The organism is Thioalkalivibrio sp. ALM2T, from assembly GCF_000381505.1.
GTDB lineage: Bacteria > Pseudomonadota > Gammaproteobacteria > Ectothiorhodospirales > Ectothiorhodospiraceae > Thioalkalivibrio > Thioalkalivibrio versutus.
Genome location: NZ_KB906557.1, coordinates 315,837 through 330,899 on the forward strand (window position 1 = coordinate 315,837; position 15,063 = coordinate 330,899).

Annotated in this window: 13 protein-coding genes; 1 reads left to right on the top strand and 12 read right to left on the bottom strand. The window is 65.0% G+C overall.

Features of this window, described 5'->3' with window-relative positions:
- Positions 1-294: 294 nt before the first annotated feature.
- From F816_RS0104145 to F816_RS0104155, 3 genes are read right to left on the bottom strand one after another with little or no spacing between them, the layout of a single operon-like run.
- Positions 295-1,512: an acetoin utilization protein AcuC gene (locus F816_RS0104145; protein WP_019593667.1), complete on the bottom strand. Its 1,218-nt coding sequence runs from the start codon at positions 1,510-1,512 to the stop codon at positions 295-297.
- Positions 1,509-4,064, bottom strand: coding sequence for a nitric oxide reductase activation protein NorD (locus F816_RS0104150; protein ID WP_019593668.1), 2,556 nt, complete (start codon positions 4,062-4,064; stop codon positions 1,509-1,511). Before F816_RS0104150 ends, F816_RS0104145 begins: the two co-directional genes overlap by 4 nt.
- Positions 4,061-4,921, bottom strand: coding sequence for a CbbQ/NirQ/NorQ/GpvN family protein (locus F816_RS0104155; protein WP_018168425.1), 861 nt, complete (start codon positions 4,919-4,921; stop codon positions 4,061-4,063). Before F816_RS0104155 ends, F816_RS0104150 begins: the two co-directional genes overlap by 4 nt.
- Before the next feature lie 251 nt (positions 4,922-5,172).
- On the opposite strand from F816_RS0104155, the gene F816_RS0104160 reads away from it, so the two are divergent.
- Complete coding sequence (locus tag F816_RS0104160) at positions 5,173-5,490, top strand: hypothetical protein (protein WP_018143988.1); 318 nt, start codon at positions 5,173-5,175, stop codon at positions 5,488-5,490.
- Positions 5,491-5,992: 502 nt separating this feature from the next.
- Here F816_RS0104160 and F816_RS0104165 read toward each other — a convergent pair.
- The 9 genes from F816_RS0104165 to F816_RS0104205 all read right to left on the bottom strand — a co-directional run bounded on the left by F816_RS0104165 (position 5,993) and on the right by F816_RS0104205 (position 15,022).
- A complete protein-coding gene (locus tag F816_RS0104165) occupies positions 5,993-6,862 on the bottom strand; it encodes a glycine betaine ABC transporter substrate-binding protein (RefSeq protein ID WP_019593669.1) in 870 nt (289 codons plus the stop codon).
- 50 nt (positions 6,863-6,912) lie between these two features.
- Positions 6,913-7,755, bottom strand: a complete 843-nt coding sequence (locus F816_RS0104170) for a proline/glycine betaine ABC transporter permease (protein WP_019593670.1) — start codon at positions 7,753-7,755, stop codon at positions 6,913-6,915.
- 1 nt (position 7,756) lies between these two features.
- A complete protein-coding gene (proV, locus tag F816_RS0104175) occupies positions 7,757-8,962 on the bottom strand; it encodes a glycine betaine/L-proline ABC transporter ATP-binding protein ProV (protein WP_019593671.1) in 1,206 nt (401 codons plus the stop codon).
- A 53-nt stretch (positions 8,963-9,015) separates the two neighbouring features.
- The gene (locus F816_RS0104180; RefSeq protein WP_019593672.1) at positions 9,016-9,399 is read right to left on the bottom strand and encodes a hypothetical protein; all 384 of its coding nucleotides are present in this window, start codon (positions 9,397-9,399) and stop codon (positions 9,016-9,018) included.
- Positions 9,400-9,438: 39 nt separating this feature from the next.
- Positions 9,439-10,482 (bottom strand): lipoate--protein ligase family protein, encoded by a 1,044-nt coding sequence (locus F816_RS0104185; RefSeq protein ID WP_019593673.1) that lies wholly within the window; start codon positions 10,480-10,482, stop codon positions 9,439-9,441.
- 3 nt (positions 10,483-10,485) lie between these two features.
- Positions 10,486-10,914 carry a hypothetical protein gene (locus F816_RS0104190; RefSeq protein WP_019593674.1) on the bottom strand — a complete coding sequence of 143 codons (429 nt, stop codon included), beginning with the start codon at positions 10,912-10,914 and terminating at the stop codon, positions 10,486-10,488.
- A gap of 154 nt (positions 10,915-11,068) precedes the next feature.
- A complete protein-coding gene (locus F816_RS0104195) occupies positions 11,069-12,025 on the bottom strand; it encodes a hypothetical protein (protein WP_019593675.1) in 957 nt (318 codons plus the stop codon).
- A gap of 205 nt (positions 12,026-12,230) precedes the next feature.
- Positions 12,231-13,565 carry an OmpP1/FadL family transporter gene (locus F816_RS0104200; RefSeq protein WP_019593676.1) on the bottom strand — a complete coding sequence of 445 codons (1,335 nt, stop codon included), beginning with the start codon at positions 13,563-13,565 and terminating at the stop codon, positions 12,231-12,233.
- A gap of 284 nt (positions 13,566-13,849) precedes the next feature.
- Positions 13,850-15,022: a radical SAM protein gene (locus F816_RS0104205; RefSeq protein ID WP_019593677.1), complete on the bottom strand. Its 1,173-nt coding sequence runs from the start codon at positions 15,020-15,022 to the stop codon at positions 13,850-13,852.
- Positions 15,023-15,063 lie beyond the last annotated feature (41 nt).

Here is a 15,063-nt window from a genome sequence, read left to right on the forward strand (position 1 = left end):
CTCCGGCTCCCGGCCTTTTGACCGCTCAGGGCGCCTTTCGCCCTCTCGAGCAACTACGAAGCAAGACACGCGCCAAAGCCGATAAGACCCTGTTTGATCCGGAGTTATTCTTAAACCCGATTCACCGCGAAGGGCCTCGTGTAAACCATACCGACATTTTTCGGGAAAACGGCCCGAAACCCCGTCGGAAAGCTTTACACCCGATGAGCGCCCCAGGAGACGCGGAGCCGCAATCCAGGCTCGGTATCGTCTGTACCCGCAGTCACGGGCCGGTGGTGGTTCAGCGTCTCTCCACTACCCGCGCAACAGCGGGTGTGTATGAAAAAGCCGCTCCAGGCGGTCCTCGAGTTCGGGACGCACGGGGCCGGAACGGTCAGCGTCCAGGCGGGAGACGAACAGGTTCGCGTACCACGCCTCTTCCTCGTCCATGTCCCAGTCGACCTCGCGCAGCAAGGCCTGGCCGCCAGCGGGGATCGCAGCGGGGAGGTCGCGCCCGGTAAGCAGGGCCCAGACGCCGGTCCAGCAGCGGGCGAGCGCGAGGGGGTGATAGCCGCCACCCCCGAGGACCAGCAGCTTCGGCGTGCCATCCGCATGGCGCGGGCTGGTTTCGATCACGTCGTCGATGCAGGCGAGGAAGCACTGGGTGGAGATGCCGAACTTGCCGAGCGGATCCGGCAGCAGGGCATCGGTACCGGCCTGGACGACAATCACGTCCGGCCGCCAGCGATCAAGCACCGCGTCCCAGACCCGGGTGAAGGCGGCGCGGAATTCGCTGTCATTGGTCTCCTTCGGCAGCGGCACATTCACGGCGTTGCCGAGCGGACCCGTGTCCTCGATGCGACCGCCCTCGAAGGGATAGCCGTATTCGGTATCCATGTGCAGGGAGACGGTGAGGACATCCGGGTCATCGATGAACGCGGCCTCGACGCCGTCGCCATGGTGGGCATCGATGTCGAGATAGAGCACACGCTGACCGGCCTGGCGCAGGCGCAGGATCGCGAGCGCGGGGTCGTTGAAGTAGCAGAAACCGCGCGCCTGGTCGGGGGCGGCGTGGTGCATGCCGCCAGCCGGATTAAAGGCCATCTGCCCGCCCAGCACGACCTCGGCGCCCTGAATGGAGCCGAAGGTGGCAGTGGCCGGGGTGGCGAAGAAGCCGGCGAAGAACGGGTTTTCGAAGTTGCCGATGTTGTGGCGGTCGCGGTAGCGCTGGAAAACCTTGCCCAGCGCCTCGGCGCGCTGCATCGCGGAGACATACTCGCGGGTGTGGAACCATTCGAGCTCGGCCGGCTGCGCCTTGCGCGTGACGGCCATCTCCCCGGGGGTGATCGCGTCATAGGCCTCGATCAGGTCGATGGTCAGCGACACGCGCGGGATACCCAGTGGGTGATTGTCACCGTAGCTGTGCCCGCGATAACGCGGCGCATGCAGCAGGGTCGCGTGGCGACGGGCCGGAGCGCGCTCCGACCCCGGGGCTGTGGCGTCCTGATCGATGGCTTCGGGGGTGGCATTCACTGGCGCAGCCTCAGGTAGATCTCGGGCAGACGGCGCGGCAGCTCGTCCACGTGGTCGATGATGGTGTAGTGCCCGGGGCCGAAGATGGCCGGCAGGTACTCGGACCCGGACGGGTCCAGGGTGATGCAGAAGGGGTGAATACCGGCATCCACCGCCTCCTTCATCGCCATGCGGGTGTCTTCGTGCAGATAGCGCGGGTCACCGCCGTCGTCATAGTCGGCCGGGCGCCCGTCGGTGAGGATCAGCAACAGGCGACGCTGGCTGGAGTTGCGCTTGAACGCCTCCAGCGAGTGACGGATGCCCGCCCCCATGCGCGAAGCCAGGCGCCCGGACATCCCGGCGATGCGGGCGCGCACGGTGTCGTTCAGGTCCTCGTTGAAATCCTTCAACCAGTAGTAATTGACCTGGTCACGCTGCTTGGAGGCAAAGCCGGCGAGCGCATAGGGGTCGCCGACCTTCTCGATGGCCTCGGCGAACAGCATCATCCCCTCGCGGATGCGGTCGACGATCTTGCCCTGCCCACTCGGGTGGCGCGCCATGATGGAGGTGGACATGTCCGCCAGCATCAGCACCGAGGTGTCGCGGTGCTGCACCGCGCGGCGCCGGTAGATGAAGGCCTTGGGCGAGAGCCCGGCCTTCTTGTCGGCGATGTAGTCGATCACCGCTTCGGTATCCAGCTCGTCGCCGTCCAGCTGCTTGCGCTGTGGCGCCAGACGCATGGGGCGCTGCATCTCCAGACCGCGGGTCAGACGTTTCAGGGTGTCGGCGTTCTCCGACAGGATGGTCGCCGCCAGCTCCGGGTTCTCGTCGTCCAGCACACGCTCGTAGAGGTTCACCCAGTCGGAGATGTAGCGTTGTTCGCGGTAGTCCCACTCGGGATACGGGATGCCGTCCTTCCGTGGCGTATAGGGTACGCCGCGCTTGGCCACCTGGGCCGGCTGCGGAATGCCGGTGCCAATGCGCCCGCCGGTGCCGGAGGTCTCCTGCTGCGGGGTCTGGATATCCGCGTCCGGGTCCTTCTGCGCCTGTTCCGGGGCCTGCTGGGGCTGCTCTTCCTGTTTCTGGTGCTCGAGCTTGTGCTCGTCGTGCGCCTCGTGGTCGCGGAAATCGGCCAGGCTGCCATCGCGCTTGCGTTGCGGGTAGACCGGCAGCGACTGGTTCAGCGACAGCCCCGGCAGATAGGCCTCGGCACGCTCCTCGATCGTGATTTCCGGGAAGGCGTCGTCGGCGAACAGTTCCTCGCCCACGGCCCAGGCGGTGACGATATCGGCGTCCGGCTCCAGCATCCGCTCCAGGCGCGGATCCTGGGCCTCACCGCGCAGCAGGGCCTCGTGGGCGCGCAGGGCGAAGTCGTAGTAGATGCCGGCTGCACCCTCCGGACGCTCGTGGGCCCGGGCGAGTTCCACCAGGCGCGACAGGAAGTTCGGGATGCGCGGGGCCAGGCGCGCGTTCACGCGCAGGTCCTCGGCCAGGTCGAACAGGACCTGGAAGCTGAACATGCGCGCCTCGAACTGAGCGAACAACGGACGCCAGGTGATGCGCGACTTGTCGTCCAGCGGCGGATGCTCGGCGCCGGCGCGCTCGAACAGACGCTCGACGTCGGGTTGCGCGTAGGTATCGAAGGCGAGATGTGCGGCCGCGTGCTGGGTCGCGACGATCGCCTCCTCGCGCGAATCCATCACCGCCGGCATGAACAGGCGGCGCCCGTCGGTCTCGAGCATCGGACGACCCTCGCCCGGCTTCCAGCTGGAATCCGCCAGCGGGATATCGGCATCCAGCCAGGCCATCAGCACCAGGCGCAGAAAGCGCCCGTTCATCCGCGGGCGGAAGCCCGGCAGCGCCTCCAGCAAGAGCTTCAGACTCTCGTCGCTCTCCAGGCGGAAATAGGCCTCGCCGCGCGAGCGCCCGGCCTTCAGCAAGTCCGCCCCACGCCGCGCCCAGGAGAGCAGACCCGCGTCGCCGACCAGGTTGCGGGCGATCGGGGCGCCCTCAAGGTAGGCGTCCAGGGTCAGGCCACGCTCGTCGAACAGCTTTTCGGCCGGCTCGATCAGGGCGCGCAGGCCCTCGATGCCGCGCCCGCCCGAGAGCTTGTCGAATGGAGCCTCGAAATAGGCACGGGCATCCGGCAGGCTCCGTGCGCACCAGCGCAGACCGATCTCGGCCCACTCGCGCTCGCCGGCCTCGCCCCACTCCGCGTACACCCGGTCGGCCTGCGCCATGAAGCCTTCCAGGGCGTAATTGGAGTTCACCCACTCCTGAAAGCGCGCAGCCTGCTCCAGCCACAGCTCCACCGTCTGCATGTGCTCGGCAAGGCGGGCCGAGTGGCGCATAAAGCTCTTGCCGGCCTCGCGGTCATGGAAGAACAGGTCGCGTGCGGTCTCGATCCAGCGCCGCGCGATGGTCGCCCCGAACGGACGGATCGCCGGCAGGGCCTCCTTCGTATCACGGTGCGCGACGAAGCTGATGTCCTCCAGGTGCTGGAGGATCTCCTCGATCTCGACGAGTTCTTCCGCCTCCGGTTTCGCGCCGCCTTGAGTCGCGGGGTCCCTCACGCGGCTTCGGACTCGGGGAAGTGGGCGTCGAAGATCTCCTCCAGTGCCTGGATCAGCTCGGGGTCATCGGTGATCGGGGCGATCATCGCGGCGCGGCAGGCGACGCGCGGGCTCAAACCCGCCTGCATCAGTTCGCCGGCGTAGGCCAGCGCACGGGTGGAGGTGGCCTCTTCCAGACCGTGGTCCTTCAGTGCGCGCGCCTTGCGCCCGGCGGCGACCAGCTTCTCCACGCGATCGGCGTCCAGGCCACCGGATTCCTTGGCCACGATCTCGCGCTCGACATCCTCCTCCGGGTAGTCGAAATGGATGCCGACAAAGCGCTGCTTGGTCGAGGGCTTCAGGTCCTTCAGCACGGTCTGATAACCCGGGTTGTAGGAGATCACCAGCATGAAGTCTTCGTGCGCATCAATGATCTGCGACTTCTTGTCCAGCGGGAGCTGGCGGCGGTGGTCGGTCAGTGGGTGGATCACCACGGTGGTGTCGGTGCGCGCCTCGACGATTTCGTCGAGGTAGCAGATCGCACCCTCCTTGACCGAGCGCGTCAGCGGGCCGTCCTGCCAGACGGTTTCCTCGCCCTCCAGCAGGAAGCGGCCGACCAAGTCGGAACTGGTCAGGTCCTCGTGGCAGGACACCGTCACCAGCGGCTGACCCAGGACGTGGGCGATGTGCTCCAGAAAGCGGGTCTTGCCGCAACCGGTTGGCCCCTTGAGCATCACCGGCAGGCGCTTCGAGTAGGCCGCCTTGAAGATCTCGATCTCGTCGCGCTGGGGCTTGTAGAACGGGGCGTCCCCTGCGTCCCCCGGTTTCTCGATGACGTCGCGTTCCACACCGCGGATGCGGTTGATCAGGTTCTTCATGGGATCTCCGATGTCGACCGCGGGGCCGGGACTGGCCGCGGGGCCGGGACTGGTGTATGCGCGGGGGCGGCGTTACCCTGCTGCGCGTTGGGCGGGCCGCCAATCGTGTTCCCGCAGGCTTTGTTGTATCATTCTCTGTTTCTATTCTATCGAACCTGCGCACTTGCATGAACCAAACGCCCCACGGCTACGGGGTTGGTCTTGCGGATGCGCCCGTCACTCGGATTCAGCGCTTCAATAGAGGACCCGGTATGAAACTTGTCAAGCTCGTCAAGCTGAACAACCTGCAGTACAACCCGAACCGCGACCCGAACTTCTACCGTCGTCCGGTCAACGAGGAATTCCGGCTGCAGGCCGTGCTGAACGGCTCCGGCAGCGCCCAGTGCTCGTTCTCCGTGGAAGGCGAGACCCTGTGCGAGGGCAGCGTGTCCCTGCCGGGCACCTTCGACTGCAAGTTCAGCTACGACACCGCCGGCACCCGCATTGGCGACCTGGTGATCGAGGGCAATGGCGAGACCTTCCACGAGAAGGTCCGCATCGACGTGCTGGAACACGCCTGGATCGGCTGATCCAGCCCCGCTAGCGCGGCCCCGCTCCATCGGGGACGGCAGCAGCGAAAGGCCCCGCGGCAACCTGCCCGGGGCTTTTCGCGTTTTTGGTCCAGCCACAACCGTCCCTTGCCATCTCCTGCCACACGCCCCGTCATCCCCGGCCGCATGCCCCTCGTCATCCCCGGCCGCATACCCCCTCGTCATCCCGGCCGCAGCGAAGCGGAGAGCCGGGATCTCCCGGGCGAGCCCCCGGACGTCCGGGCAATCTCCAGCGGTTATCCGGGATGCCGAGGGAGGAGCGTCTTCATGGTGACCGGAGAATGCCGACAAGGTGCTCCGATCGACCCGTCGCCCGTCCCCGAATCGGGCTTCTGCGGGCTGTTCGTGTCTTCCGTGGTGCAATCGCCTTGGCCCTTCTTCGTATCTTCGTGCGCTTCGCGGTTAACAATGGAATCGGGGCCCCAGACGAAGAAAGCCCCGCCGGAGCGGGGCTTTCGGGCATGGCCATGGCCTACGGTAATCAGTCGATCACACCGGTCACCCAGTACTGCACGTACTTCGGGTTGTCCTCGATAAAGCGATCCACGGCCTCCGCGTAGGAGTTTTCCTGGGCGTAGAACATCGCGTCTTCCAGGACCTCGAGATCCAGGTGCATACGCGAGATCATCATCGCCACGTCGTGGTACTCCTCGGCGAAGCCTTCACGAGCCAGGGCATGGATACGTTCGAAGCTGCCCAGGGCCCCTTCCGGGTCTTCGAGGTAACGCAGGTCATGGGCGCCGAATTTCCAGTGCGGGCTCCAGCCGGTCACCACGATCCACTCGTCACGACGGATGGCGCGTTCCAGCGCGGAGGTCATACCCGCCCCGGAGGAGATCTGCAGGTTGTAGCCATCCAGGCCGTAGGTCTCCATGGCCTCTTCCGACAGCCGCGTCAGACCCGCGCCCGGGTCGATCCCGGTGATGCGGCCATTCAGCTTGTCCCGTACGGAGTCCTTCTTCAGGTCCTCGATGGAGCCGAGCTCGTCCTCGGGGATATAGTCCGGCACCACCCAGCCGAGGCGGGCGTTGCCGTACAGCGGTCCAAGATTCACCACGTCCTGGCCCACGCGTTCCATGTAGTCGGCGTGGGTCCCTGGCAGCCAGGCCATCAGCATCATGTCGATGTCGCCGGAGGCCAGACCCTGGTATTGCGGGGCGATATCGGTCTGGATCAGATCGACCGAGTAGCCCATTTCGTCCTCGATGACGCGTTCGGCCAGCCGGGTCACGAACTCGGCGTCGGACCACGCGGTCCAGCCAATCTGGATATCGTCGGCCTGGACCGTGGAGAGCCCCATGGAGGCGGCCAGTACGCCGCCCAGCAGGGTTGAAGTCAGTGTCTTGGTCATCGTGCTACTCCTTCCTTCGAGTGAAACGGATAGCGCGACGCGAGGGCCGGTCAACTGCTCGCCTTGCGCCGCAGTCCTACGCTCTGAGTGATCCGGTCGAGCAGGATGGCGAGGATCACGACCCCCAGGCCGCCCTCGAACCCCAGCCCGACATCGAGCCGCTGGATACCGGTGAGCACGGTGTTGCCAAGCCCGCCGGCACCGATCATCGACGCGATCACCACCATGGAGAGCGCCAGCATGATGGTCTGGTTGATGCCCGCCATGATCGACGGCATCGCCAGAGGCAGCTGAATCTTGGTCAGGAGTTGGCGCCGATTGCAACCGAAGGCCAGCCCGGCCTCGATCTGCTCGCGATTCACCTGCCGGATACCGAGATTGGTCAGACGCACCACCGGAGGCATGCAGAACACCACCGTGGCGATCGCGCCGGGCACCGTGCCCAGCCCGAAGAAGATAGCGGCGGGGATCAGGTAGACGAAAGGCGGCATGGTCTGCATCAGATCCAGCACCGGACGGATGGAGGCCTCGAGCCAATCGCTGCGCGCCATCGCGACCCCGACCGGCATACCAATCGCCAGCGCCACGGCGGTGGCCGCCAGCACCAGCGACAACGTCTTGATGGTGGGCTCCCACAGGTCCATCCCGAGGATCAGGCCCAGCGCCACGATGGCGAAGATGCCAAAGCGCCAGCTGACCCGCCACCAGCTAAGCCCCACCAGCACCAGCACCAGCAGCCACGCGGGGATCGCGAGCAAGGCCCCCTCGAAGGAGTTGGTCAGCAGCCCCAGGAACCAGGCAATACCGTCCAGCGCCGGCTCCAGGTTATCGAGGATCCAGTCGACTCCGCCCTCGATCCATTCGCCCACCGGGATATTGATGCGCCCTTCCATGTCAGTAATCTCCGTTCGCGGCGGCCGCGTTGCGGCTGCGGTCCAGGGCCTCGACCAGGCGCTGCAGGGTTACCAGACCGCGGAACCGGCCCTGGCCATCCACCACCGGGATGGATACCGGGCTCTGCGCAGCCCGCCGCGGCAGGTCGGCCAGCGCCGTATCCTCGGGGACCGGCTCCACCTCCACCGCGACCTCGCTGGCGGCGCGATCCAGGGTAAGCTCGCCCAGACGCTTGGCCTGGACGACGGACTGGAAGCGCCCGCCGGCATCGACGATCACGGCCTCGTTACCCGGTACGTGGGCAATGCGGTTGCGCGCCTCACCAGCCGTGGTATCGGCTTCCAGTACCGGGATGTTCTCGCTGTCCATGATGTCGCAGGCCTGGAATACCTGGGTGATGTCCACGCCGTGGAAGAACGAGCGCACGTATTCGTTGGCTGGGTGCGTGATGATTTCCTTCGGCGTACCCACCTGCACCACCTCGCCCCCCTGCATGATGGCGATGCGATCCCCGATCCGGATCGCCTCGTCAAGGTCGTGGGAGATGAACACGACCGTACGTCGGTGTTCGCGCTGCAGGTCCAGCAGGCGGTCCTGCATCTCGGTGCGGATCAACGGGTCCAGCGCCGAGAAGGCCTCGTCCATCAGCATGATCGAGGGATCGGTCGCCAGCGCACGGGCCAGGCCCACGCGCTGCTGCATCCCGCCGGAAAGTTCATCCGGATAGCTGCGGGCATGGGCCTTGAGACCCACCTGGTCCAGGGCCTCCTGGGCGCGTTCACGGCGGCGGGCGCGGCCGACGCCGGCGATCTCCAGGCCGAGGGCGGCGTTGTCGATCACGGTCTTGTGCGGCATCAGCGCGAAAGACTGGAACACCATCGCCAGATCCTCGCTGCGCAGCCGGATCAGATCGCGCTGGCTCATGCGCGTGACGTCACGCCCACGGACCTCCACCGTGCCGGCAGTGGGCTCGATCAGGCGGTTAAGCAGACGCACCAGGGTGGACTTGCCCGACCCGGACAGCCCCATCACCACGAAGATCTCGCCCTCGGCGATATCGAGGTTGCAGTCCTTCACGCCCACCGTGTTGCCGGTGCGTTCGAAGATCGTGTCCTTGTCCAGCCCGTCCTCGATCAGACGCAGGCCTTCCTGCGGGTTCGGCCCGAAGACCTTGTACAGCTCGCGCACCCGGATGATGGGTTCCATGCCACGATCTCCCTGTAACGCTGCGTCCGGCCGTCAGGCCGGACCGGGGCCCGTTACCAGTCGTACTGGCGAATGAACTCGGGAAGCTTGTCGATCATTTCGTCGCGCCCGAAGAAACGATCGGCGCGGGACAGGCGCATCTCGTCCTGGATGTCCTGATCGCCACCGAAGCAGAATACCGGAAGATTGATCTGGTATTCCATGCGCAGCATCCGGATCACGTCCAGCGGGTCGAAGGCCTCGATCTCGTCCAGATCCAGCAGCAGGAAGCGGTACAGTAGGATTTCGTTCCACGGACCCAGTTCATCCAGGTCGGTCACCCGGTGCAACTGCCAGCCCTGCGGCAGTTGGGCCTGCATGCGCTCGGTCAAGCCGGCATCCTGCGTCATCAGGATGACGCGTTTCTCCAGGCGGCGTTCGATCGTCGGTTCGGACATACGGCATCTCCGGCGTTCGTGGGTAACGGAAAGGGCGGGTCAGGCCGCCGCGATTCCGCGATAGAGCCCGTCGATGCGGGCGCTGATCTCGTCGACCATGCGGGCGTCGAGCTGGCCATTCAGGCGCGAGCGCACGCGCAGGCGCTCCGGGGACTCGCCAATCAGGTGTTCCTCGAGGATGGCGGTGGTCGCCGGGTCCTCGCACCAGACCCGTGCGATGTGCGAGCCCTCGACGTGCAGGCGCAGGCGCCCACAGGCCCCGCGGGTCTCGAACACGTGATTGTCGCGGTTCACCCGAATCCCGTCGCGCACCGCAGGCGACCCCTGCCCGTCGGCCAGATCCTCGAGCTCCTCGCGCCCGGCCGCCAGCCACTGTTCGATGGTGTCTCGGTCCGGCTCGATCACCCGCACCGGCACGCCGAAACGGCGTTCCAGGACCGCGCGCAGGGCGGCCTCGACCTGCGCGGGCTCGGGTGGCTCCGGGCACTGACGGGCGCAATCCGTCATGCCGGTCTCCAGCGCCGGGCGCAGCCAGTCGCGGTAGCCCTCGCTAGGGGCATGGACACAGGCGAGAAAACGCTCGACCGGGAAGTGCCGCAGGAAGCTGGCCCCGAACACACAGCCCTCGTCGAGCGTGGCCGCGCCGGTGCCCATGATTTTGCGCCCCTGGACCCAGACATCCTGGCCCCGCGCCTCCACGCCCTCCAGCCCAAGCTCGCGCAGGACATCCATCGCAATGCCCAGGCCCATGGCAAACAAGTGGCGATGCCCCCGAGCGAGGACATGACGCGGCTGGATCAGGAAGAAACAGGCCTGATCGGCATCCACCCAGACCGAGCCACCGCCCAGCGGGCGCCGCACCACCGGGACGCCCTGCTCCGCACAGGCCGCAAGGTCCAGATCGGACGTGGCATCCTGGCTAGCGCCGACCGAAATATGTGGCTCGCGGGCGTGCGTCCAGAGTACGCGCGGGGGGGCGTCCGGCGAGGTCATGCTCGCCAGCCCCGCATACAGCGCGTGGAGTTCCTCGGCGGAGCGAGCCCCGGCGTCGATCCACTCCGGGGTCACCGTCGATGCGACCAAGTGTCAGCCCTCGGTCTTGTCCTGGCCGGCAGCGGGATCGTCCGCCTTGTCCTCCTGGCCGGGCTGGTAGAAGTAACGGAAATAGAAGTCACTGCGCGAGAGGTCCCCGTACAGCTTGGCGCGTTCTTCCACACCGCTGCGCATGATCTCGACCATGGCCATGGCCTGCTCGCCATCGATGATATGGATGCCGCCGGACAGCTCCTGATCGGTGTCGAGAAAGTGCGCGGCCAGCTCTTCCGGCTCCTGGATGTAGACCAGGAAGGACTTGCACTCGGCATCCTCCAGATCCAGCGGCTGCATCACGATCTTGCCGAGCCAGGCCAGGCGCGCGACCTGGTTGAACTGATGGATATCGAGCTTCTTGCCCTTCTTGTACTTGTTGAGTTCGTTGCGGATCTCGCCAATATTGGCGATCTTCATCGATTTCATGGATGTACATCCTGCCGCGAGTGTTGCGGGAGCATAAAACAACTGCGTGCCCGGGCCGTAAAAAAACCCCGGCAGACCGGGGTTCTTGAGTGGGGTACGCGGGAATTCCGACACCCCTTGCGCCGTTCCATGGCGCGAACGGATTATAGCGGGGTTACCACTCGAATCCGCTATCTTCCTGCTCCTCGTAGCCGGCGACCGCCTTCAGGGTCTCCTCCAGCGCGCCGGGCGAGCTGCGCAGACGCATGAAGCTGTTGTCTCCCAGCATCCGCAGATCCGGGAAATGCAGCGCCTTGCGGAAGCGCATGTGCAGCGCCTCCACCTCACCGCCACGGACCAGGATCTCCATCGGCACGGTCGCGGTATGGCGGAACTCGCCCACATCCACGATGCCGAGCTGGTGCAGGTCGGCCGAGTCCTGGGCGGCACCGTCCGCCTCGCGCACGGCCACGCCGATCACGGTGACGTCCTGCCCCGGGATATCCACCCGGTAGACCTCGCTGACCCCGGCGACACGGGATGCGAGATTGCCATCCAGCTCGCTCAGCGCCGCCCGCCGGGAGCCATGACTGGCCAGCTCGTACGGGGCATCAAAGCGCTCCATGCCGAAGGTATAGCGATAGCGGTTCAGATCACGCTCGCTCAGCCCGCCCTCGGAACCGTACTCGCGTTCGGCACCCAGGGTGCTGGACAGGCGGTTGGCGACCCCCGTTACCGGACGATCCAGCCGGTAGGCGTGGCGGAAATACTCCAGGTTGTTGTAGCTCACCTGCAGCTGGCCATCGACCGCGGTCACCGCCACGCGGATCGGGGCAATGTAGCCACCCCGCTCCTCGGAACCGGCGACCGACAGCAGATCATCGTGCGTCACCACAATCACGTGCCGGTCATCACTGACCGGGTACTCACCAAGGAACCGGAAATCGGCCCCCTCCAGGCGTTCGCGAACACTGGCGGCCTCGGCGGAAACATCGGTCCCCGATTCGGTATAGGCCAGCACGAACGGGCGATAGGTATCGGCCGCCACGGTCTGGCTGGCCGCAAACAACGCAACCACCGCCACCATTCCGGCCGCACTCATATAGCCGCGCAAGGCATGAATTGCTCGCATGGCATCCTCCTTTGAATTCTTGTGGAGTTCGAGCGGAACGCTCGACTAGAAAAAAGGCCCGGGACGCACCCCCCGGTGCGGAACGAACTTCGGCATTGCCCGCCCTCCCTTGCGGACCCGACCTTCCCCTCAAGGCCGGCGCGCCATTCACTGGCGCACGACACCGAAGCCCGCTGCGGTCAGCCGACCGCCCCGGACCTCCCGATCAGAACCGGTACGCGTACCCGATCTCGAGCTCGTACTGACGCATCTCGATCTCGATGTCCTGGCCATCCAGCGGGTTGGTGCCACTTACGCTCTTCTTCGGCGCATACATCGCGGCAAAGCTGAGCTCATGGTTCTCACCAAAGCCCTTGGTGAAGCCCGCCGTGAAATGATCTTCCATAACGGCCGGTGCAAGGATATTAATCAGCACGTCATCCGAGCGAACCGGATTCTGACCGCGGTTGTAACCAACACGCCACGTCCAGTCATTGCCGGCCTCGAACTGGGCACCAATCTTGAAGACGTTGATATCTCGCCACCCGAAGCCGGGGCCGTTCTTCCCGCCGAGGCGTGCTTCCGGATCTCCCATTGAAGGGTCCCCCCCCATCATTCCAATGGCTTCGGGGCTATTAAACAGATTCGAGAAGGGGTTCGAGACTGCGTCAACATCCGAATAGTTGATTCGCTGATAATCCGCGGCGATGGTCACAGACGGCGTCACTTCGACCGAGATCCCCGCACCCCAGGTTGACGGAATGTCGAAACTACCGCCTTCAGCAAAGAGCCCGGAATAATCGTCGAAATCGCCGTTGCGGATCTTGGAACGATAGTTAGCGCCAATGGTAACTCCGTCCGCAACATCCGCCTGGAATCCGATCTGCCCACCATAACCCCAGGCAGAATCAGTCCCGTTATCACTAAGATTCTGCGGGTCGGAGCTGAAGCCCTCGAACCCTTGAATACCCTTGGCCTCGAACCGAGAGTAGCTAATAATTGGGCTGACGCCCACGCTCACCCGCCCATCCGCAAACTTCTGCGCATAGGTCGGGATGATCGCCAACTGCTCGAGATTTACTCCCGCCGAACCGCCACCAAACGTCCCGGTTGGCTGGCCCGGACCATTATTCACATTCGGATAGTTGGTGTTCAGCCCACCGTTGCCCAGCAGGGTGACACCCCAGGATCGGGTTTCGTCGATCTGCTGGACATAGCCAATCGAGGGAATGAAGAAATTCTTGCTCCCACTCTCCACCTCCCCGGGGGCTAGCGGGAAAGGTCCCTGTCCTTGCGGCTGCCCTGCCGTATAGGAACGCTCCGGCCGAAAGTAGGCGAGCGAGCCATCGATACGGGTCTCCATGCCAGCCAGGCCGGCGGGATTGATACCGGGCGCGTAGGAATCCTGGGAGATCGCCATGCCGACGCCCCCCATGCCCTTGGCCTTGGTGCCATACCCGTGGGCGAAGTAGCCGTTGGTGGCGTGCGCGACGCCGGCGGAGCCCATGGCCAAGCCGACCGCGATCGTCACCAGGCTGCGGCGAATGAAGCGTGCTTCCATCTTTTATCTCCTTTGGTGGTCTTCTTGTTGTGTTGTGCGAACACCCCGGTTCCGCACGGCCCCCTTGTATCGCCGCCGGTCCGGTCTTGGTGGTGTTCCCACGACCCGCGCCACGGTGACCGACTGTGGCGCGAGTTTTTCGGCAGGTGTGTTCAAGGGCACTCGGACGAATGGCCTTGATAACCCTGCTCGAAACCTGAATATTCAAAAAGTCTTATTGATCCCCTGACGTGCGAAAGCCCCGGGGGTGCCGGGGCTTTCGCTGGATACTACCACTATCGATTTCAGGCTGTCTTCTCGTCTTCCGCCTCGTCGGCGTCGAAGTCGAAGGTACCGACATCCTCCCCGGCCATTTGCCGCTGGACGAAGCCGACATCGGTCGAGTTCAGCGCAAACGGGAAGGACAGGATGTCGGTCGGGCTGGAATCGCCATACGGGCGGTTGCAGGCCGAGACCTCCTCGTCCGACTTGCCGGGGCAGCCGGAGGTCTGGAACGGCTTGCCGGAGGCAATCAGTTCTTCCACCTCGGCCTGCGGCAGACCGAAGTCCACTATTTGACCGTCGGCATTGAACTTCATGTCGTCGATGCGACCACCGGCGTAGTCGATGACGAAGCGACCCAGCTGCACGCGGCGCCACTGGTCACGCGGGACCGGGTTCCAGTCTTCCATCAGCGAGCCCTCTTCCGGGAAGAAGGCAAACATGTGGTTGTGGCCACCCAAGTCACGGATGCGCTGGCAGACCTGCAGGATCTCTTCCTCGGTCTCGCCCATGCCGCAGATCAGGTGCGCGCCAAACTTCTCTGGGCCGAAGATCTCGGCGGCCCACTCGATGGACTGCCAGTACTTGTCCCAGCTATGTGGGCTTTCGACCGCCTTGCCGCGGGTGCGCTCGAAGATCTCCGGGGTCACCGCGTCCAGCGCGACGGTGAAGATGTCCGCACCCTTGTCGCGCAGGAGCTGGAGGTCTTCATAGCTCATGGTGGTCGGATTGGACAGGATCGACACCGGGATATGATTGACCTCGGCGACCCAGCGCTCCAGCAGCTCGACGGTGTCGGCGTCGGAGTTCGGGTGGGTGATCATGGAGATGCACATGCGCTCGAACTGGCCGGCGTCGGCGTGGTTCTTCACGCGTTCGATCACCTCGTCGTACTTGGCCGTTGGCCAGTCGACGCGGATGAAGTTACGGTCGGCGTAATCCCGCGATTCCTCGCGGTGGCGGGCCAGGCCGCAGTAGGAGCAGTTGGCACGGCAGCCTTCCGGGTACGTGACCAGGAGGTTCAGGCAGTGCGTGCAGGACGTGCGATGCATGGTGCCCGGCACCAGGCCCAGCGTGATCGCGGCCGCGGTGGACATCTGCACGTACTCCGGCGAACGCATGTCCGGGGTCTTGATGTGATAGTCGGGCCGATAAAAGTTGATCGGCGCGACCATCTCCTCTGCACTTGCACTCATGGAATTCCTCCAGCGTTGTCTCGGGGATGCCAGGCATCCGT